This window comes from Methylorubrum podarium, from assembly GCF_022179745.1.
Classification (GTDB): Bacteria; Pseudomonadota; Alphaproteobacteria; order Rhizobiales; family Beijerinckiaceae; genus Methylobacterium; species Methylobacterium podarium.
Genome location: NZ_BPRD01000444.1, coordinates 1 through 3,857, shown reverse-complemented (window position 1 = coordinate 3,857; position 3,857 = coordinate 1). Strand labels below are relative to the sequence as shown.

Below are 3,857 nucleotides of genomic sequence, written 5' to 3'. Positions count from 1 at the left end.
GGCGGGCCGCCCGCTGCACGGCCACGCCACCCCGATCCGGCACGGGGGCGAGCGGCTGTTCGAGGGGCTGCCGCAGCCGATGCAGGTCGGGCGCTACCACTCGCTGATCGTGGCGCCGACGCCGGAGATGGAGCGCCACCTCACGGTCGACGCCGCCTCGGGGGAGGGCGAGGTCATGGCGCTCTCGCATCGCAGCCACCCGACCTGGGGCATCCAGTTCCACCCGGAATCGGTGCTGACCGAGAACGGCCACGCGCTGTTCGCCAACTTCCTGAAGGGCGCCCGCGCATGGCGCGAGGCGGGTGCGCCGGAGCGGACGGACGGGCGGACGGACAGGCTCGCCGATGCTGTGGTCTGACGGGCGGCTGGTCGAGGGCGGCACCCTCCCCTTCGCCATGGGCGACCGCGGCCTGCTGCTCGGCGACGGGGTGTTCGACACGGCGCTCGGACTTCAGGGCCAGGTCGCGTTCGAGGCCGCCCATGTCGCTCGCCTCGCCGCCGCCGCGGAGGCGCTCGGCATCCCCGTCGAGCGGGCGCGGATCGTCGAGGCGATGCGCGCGCTCGCCGCCACCGCGCCGCTCGCGGCGATCCGCACCACCCTGACCCGCGGCCCCGGCCCGCGCGGGCTCGCGCCGCCCCCCGAGCCGGCGCCGTTCCTGTTCGGCAGCGCCGCGCCGGCCCGCGCCGCCCTGTTCTTCGCGCCCCTGCGGCTGACCTTCACGTCGATCGCCCGCAACGACAGCTCGCCGGCCGCGCGCCTCAAGACGCTCGGCTATCTCGACGCGGTGCTCGCCGCCCGGGACGCGCAGGCGCAAGGGTTCGACGAGGCCCTGTTCCGCAACACGAAGGGCCGCGTGGCCTGCGCCGGCACCGGCAATGTTTTCGGGGTTTTCGGAAGCACACTCGTCACGCCGCCGCTGGATGAAGGCGTCCTGCCCGGCATCGTCCGGGCCGAGATTCTTCTGCGGGTTGCCCCTGCCCTCGGGCTGGCGGTCGAGGAGCGCCCTCTCCTGCCCGCCGACCTTGAGGCCGCCGAGGCGCTGTTCGTCACCAACTCCCTGCGCCTGCTCGCGCCCGTGACGGCGCTCGGCGCGCAGGCCTACGACAGCGCCGGGCACGAGACCGTCCGACACCTCTGTGCCGCCCTGCGGGCGGCGGTAGCCGCGGATTGCGGAGTCGGGCCGGAGGCGCTCGACCCGTGATCCGGTGATCCCGGGATCTCAGACGAGCGCGCTGCTCGCGACCCGCCCGACCCCTGCCCGCTCCATCTCGGCCCAGGCCCGGCTCAGCGAGCCGTCGAGGTCGATGCCCCGCACGGCGTCCTCGACCACGGTCACGTCGAACCCGGCCCGGCGGGCGTCGAGGGCGGTCCAGAGCACGCAGAAATCGGTGGCGAGGCCGGCGAGGAACAGGCGGGTCAGGCCGCGCTCGGCGAGGTAGCCGGCGAGACCGGTGCGGGTCCGGCGGTCGGCCTCGAGGAAGGCCGAGTAGCTGTCGATGCCGGGGTGACACCCTTTGCGGATCACCAGCTCGGCCCGCTCCGCCCGCAGCTCCGCGGCCAGCTCGGCGCCGCGGGTGCCCTGCACGCAGTGTTCCGGCCAGAGCACCTGTTCGCCGTAATGCAAGGCCGCGGTGTCGAAGGGCGCCCTGCCCGGATGGCTTCCGTGGAAGGAGGCGTGGCCGGGCGGGTGCCAGTCCTGGGTCAGGATCACGTGGGGCGCACGCGCCGCCAGCCGGTTGATCGGGGCGATCACCGCATCGCCGTCGGGCACGGCGAGGGCCCCGCCGGGCAGGAAATCGTTCTGCACGTCGATGACGAGCAGAACGTCGGTTTCCGTCAGTCTCATCGCCAAATCCCGGGATCCGAGGGACAAGTCCCTTGGTGGGTCCGGGCAAAGCCCGGAATCCTTGTATACGGTGATCCTGCGATCACGGCGTCATCACCGTCGTGCCGGTCGTCTGCCGCCCGGCGAGGTCGCGGTGAACCTGGGCCGCGTCGGCGAGCTTGGCCCGGGAATGGATCGGGATCTTGACCGCCCCGCTCGCGACCACCTCGAACAGCTCGGCGGCGTTGGCGTCGAGGCTCTCGCGGGTGGCGATGTGGGTGAACAGGGTCGGGCGGGTGGCGAAGAGCGAGCCCTTGGCGGCGAGGATGCCGATGTCGAAGGCGTCGATCGGCCCGGAGGACGAGCCGAAGCTCGCGAAGATGCCGAAGGGCCGCAGGCAGTCGAGGGAGGCGGGGAAGGTCGCCTTGCCGACGCCGTCATAGACCACCGGCACGCCCTTGCCGCCCGTGATCTCGCGCACGCGTGCGGAAAAGTCTTCGTCGCGGTAGAGGATGACGTGGTCGCAGCCGTGTTCTTTCGCGAGCGCCGCCTTCTCCTGCGAGCCGACGGTGCCGATCACCGTGGCGCCGAGATGCTTGGCCCATTGCGTGGCGATGAGGCCGACGCCGCCCGCGGCGGCGTGGAACAGGATCGTGTCGCCGGGCTGCACCCGGTAGGTCCGGCGCAGCAGGTACTGCGCGGTGAGGCCCTTCAGCATCATCGCCGCGGCGGTCTCGTCGGAGATCGAATCCGGCACGTGGACGACGCCCTTGGTGTCGACCACGACCTCCTCGGCATAGGTGCCGGTGGCACCCGCATAGGCGACGCGCTCGCCGACCCGGAAATCGGTCACGCCCTCGCCGAGCGCGTCGACCACGCCCGCGCCCTCCTTGCCGAGGGTGAAGGGGAGCGAGGGCGCCTTGTAGGCGCCGGAGCGGAAGTAGATGTCGATGAAGTTGACGCCGATGGCGGTCTGGCGGACGCGGATCTGGCCCGGCCCCGGCTCGGGCGAGGGCACGTCCTCGTAGACCATCGCCTCCGGCCCACCGTAGGCGTGCACCCGGATCGCCTTCATCGCGCTCTCCCACCCGTTTCCATCTCGAATGACGGGCGAGATATCGGTTCCGCGGGGCGAGGCAAGGGTTCCGGGGCGCTTATGCCCGGAGCACACCGGCTCGACGCGCGTCCGGCGCGGCGTCCCCGCTACGCCTCCCGGACCGCGACCTGCATGCCCATGCCCGACAGACAGCGCTCGATGCGCTGCGTGAGCTCGGGCGTCAGCTCGCGCACGTGGACGTGCAGGGTCCCGGTATCCTCCGGGCGCACGGTGACCCGGTAGCGCAGCCCCTCATCCTCCATCTGGCGCAGCAGGTTGCCGCTCGCCGTGGTCATCGCGGTGATATGCTGCTCGACGAGTTCGGGCTTCATCATCCGCGACCACTCCGCCCGCTGCCCGTATCGCTTCGCCGGGACGCGGCGGCGCCGTCCTCGCGCGGCGTCCGGACGTTCTGGACCGGCGGGAACAGCCGCGCGAGCCCGCGCGCCACGCCCGAGAGCACGGGGTCGAAGGCGGAGTCGAGCCGTGTCCGTTCGGACTCCGGCTGCGAGGTGATGAATGGCTTCATGGAACGCCCCCTCGGACGTCAATGATCGTTCGGACCCTTCGAGAGTGCGGCGAGAGCGCGCAGTTCTCTCAACATAGGTCGGCAATGCGGTGGGCGGGATTTGGTTTCATTTCCGTCCGATCCGCCCCGCCCGGAGTCCCGGCCACCGCGCCGGCGCTCGCTGCACGTCGCCCACCGCCGCTGCGCCACCGACTCTACGCCACCGACTTTGCGCCGCACTTGACCCCGCGCCGGCCGCACCTCTGTAGAAAGTTGGCCCCCGATCTTCGCGTCGCGGGCGGTTCTGAAGGAGTCTCCCGTCGTGACGGTCCCGGTGCAGACCTCTCCCGCCGGCCCCTCCCCCGCTGTCTCGCCGCCGCGCTTCGCGGTGGCGGTGGTGGGGGCCGGGGCGGCGGGACTCGCCGCC

General features: G+C 72.3%; 6 protein-coding genes. 2 read left to right on the top strand and 4 right to left on the bottom strand.

Going from position 1 to position 3,857, the window contains the following annotated elements; translation table 11 throughout:
• Together MFF42_RS20310 and MFF42_RS20305 are read left to right on the top strand one after the other, a co-directional pair.
• Positions 1 to 358: glutamine amidotransferase-related protein (locus tag MFF42_RS20310; RefSeq protein ID WP_238257363.1), on the top strand; the 358-nt coding region annotated here is incomplete at its 5' end.
• Complete coding sequence (locus MFF42_RS20305; RefSeq protein WP_238257362.1) at positions 345 to 1,202, top strand: aminotransferase class IV; 858 nt, start codon at positions 345 to 347, stop codon at positions 1,200 to 1,202. The genes MFF42_RS20310 and MFF42_RS20305, both read left to right, overlap by 14 nt.
• A gap of 18 nt (positions 1,203 to 1,220) precedes the next feature.
• On the opposite strand, the gene pncA is transcribed toward MFF42_RS20305, so the two are convergent.
• The 4 genes from pncA to MFF42_RS20285 all read right to left on the bottom strand — a co-directional run bounded on the left by pncA (position 1,221) and on the right by MFF42_RS20285 (position 3,451).
• Complete coding sequence (gene pncA / locus MFF42_RS20300; protein ID WP_238257361.1) at positions 1,221 to 1,847, bottom strand: bifunctional nicotinamidase/pyrazinamidase; 627 nt, start codon at positions 1,845 to 1,847, stop codon at positions 1,221 to 1,223.
• Between the two features lie 82 nt (positions 1,848 to 1,929).
• Positions 1,930 to 2,901, bottom strand: coding sequence for a quinone oxidoreductase family protein (locus tag MFF42_RS20295; protein ID WP_238257360.1), 972 nt, complete (start codon positions 2,899 to 2,901; stop codon positions 1,930 to 1,932).
• Positions 2,902 to 3,029: 128 nt separating this feature from the next.
• Positions 3,030 to 3,257: a hypothetical protein gene (locus MFF42_RS20290; RefSeq protein WP_238257359.1), complete on the bottom strand. Its 228-nt coding sequence runs from the start codon at positions 3,255 to 3,257 to the stop codon at positions 3,030 to 3,032.
• Entirely contained in the window at positions 3,254 to 3,451 is a 198-nt protein-coding gene (locus tag MFF42_RS20285) for a hypothetical protein (RefSeq protein ID WP_238257358.1), read from the bottom strand. The genes MFF42_RS20290 and MFF42_RS20285 overlap by 4 nt, the downstream gene beginning before the upstream one ends.
• Between the last annotated feature and the right edge of the window lie 406 nt (positions 3,452 to 3,857).

Bases quoted from the DNA above. Each gene is read 5' to 3' on its own strand.
- MFF42_RS20305 (WP_238257362.1), top strand. From the start codon at position 345: ATGCTGTGGTCTGACGGGCGGCTGGTCGAGGGCGGCACCCTCCCCTTC.
- pncA (WP_238257361.1), bottom strand. From the start codon at position 1,847: ATGAGACTGACGGAAACCGACGTTCTGCTCGTCATCGACGTGCAGAAC.
- MFF42_RS20295 (WP_238257360.1), bottom strand. From the start codon at position 2,901: ATGAAGGCGATCCGGGTGCACGCCTACGGTGGGCCGGAGGCGATGGTC.
- MFF42_RS20290 (WP_238257359.1), bottom strand. From the start codon at position 3,257: ATGATGAAGCCCGAACTCGTCGAGCAGCATATCACCGCGATGACCACG.
- MFF42_RS20285 (WP_238257358.1), bottom strand. From the start codon at position 3,451: ATGAAGCCATTCATCACCTCGCAGCCGGAGTCCGAACGGACACGGCTC.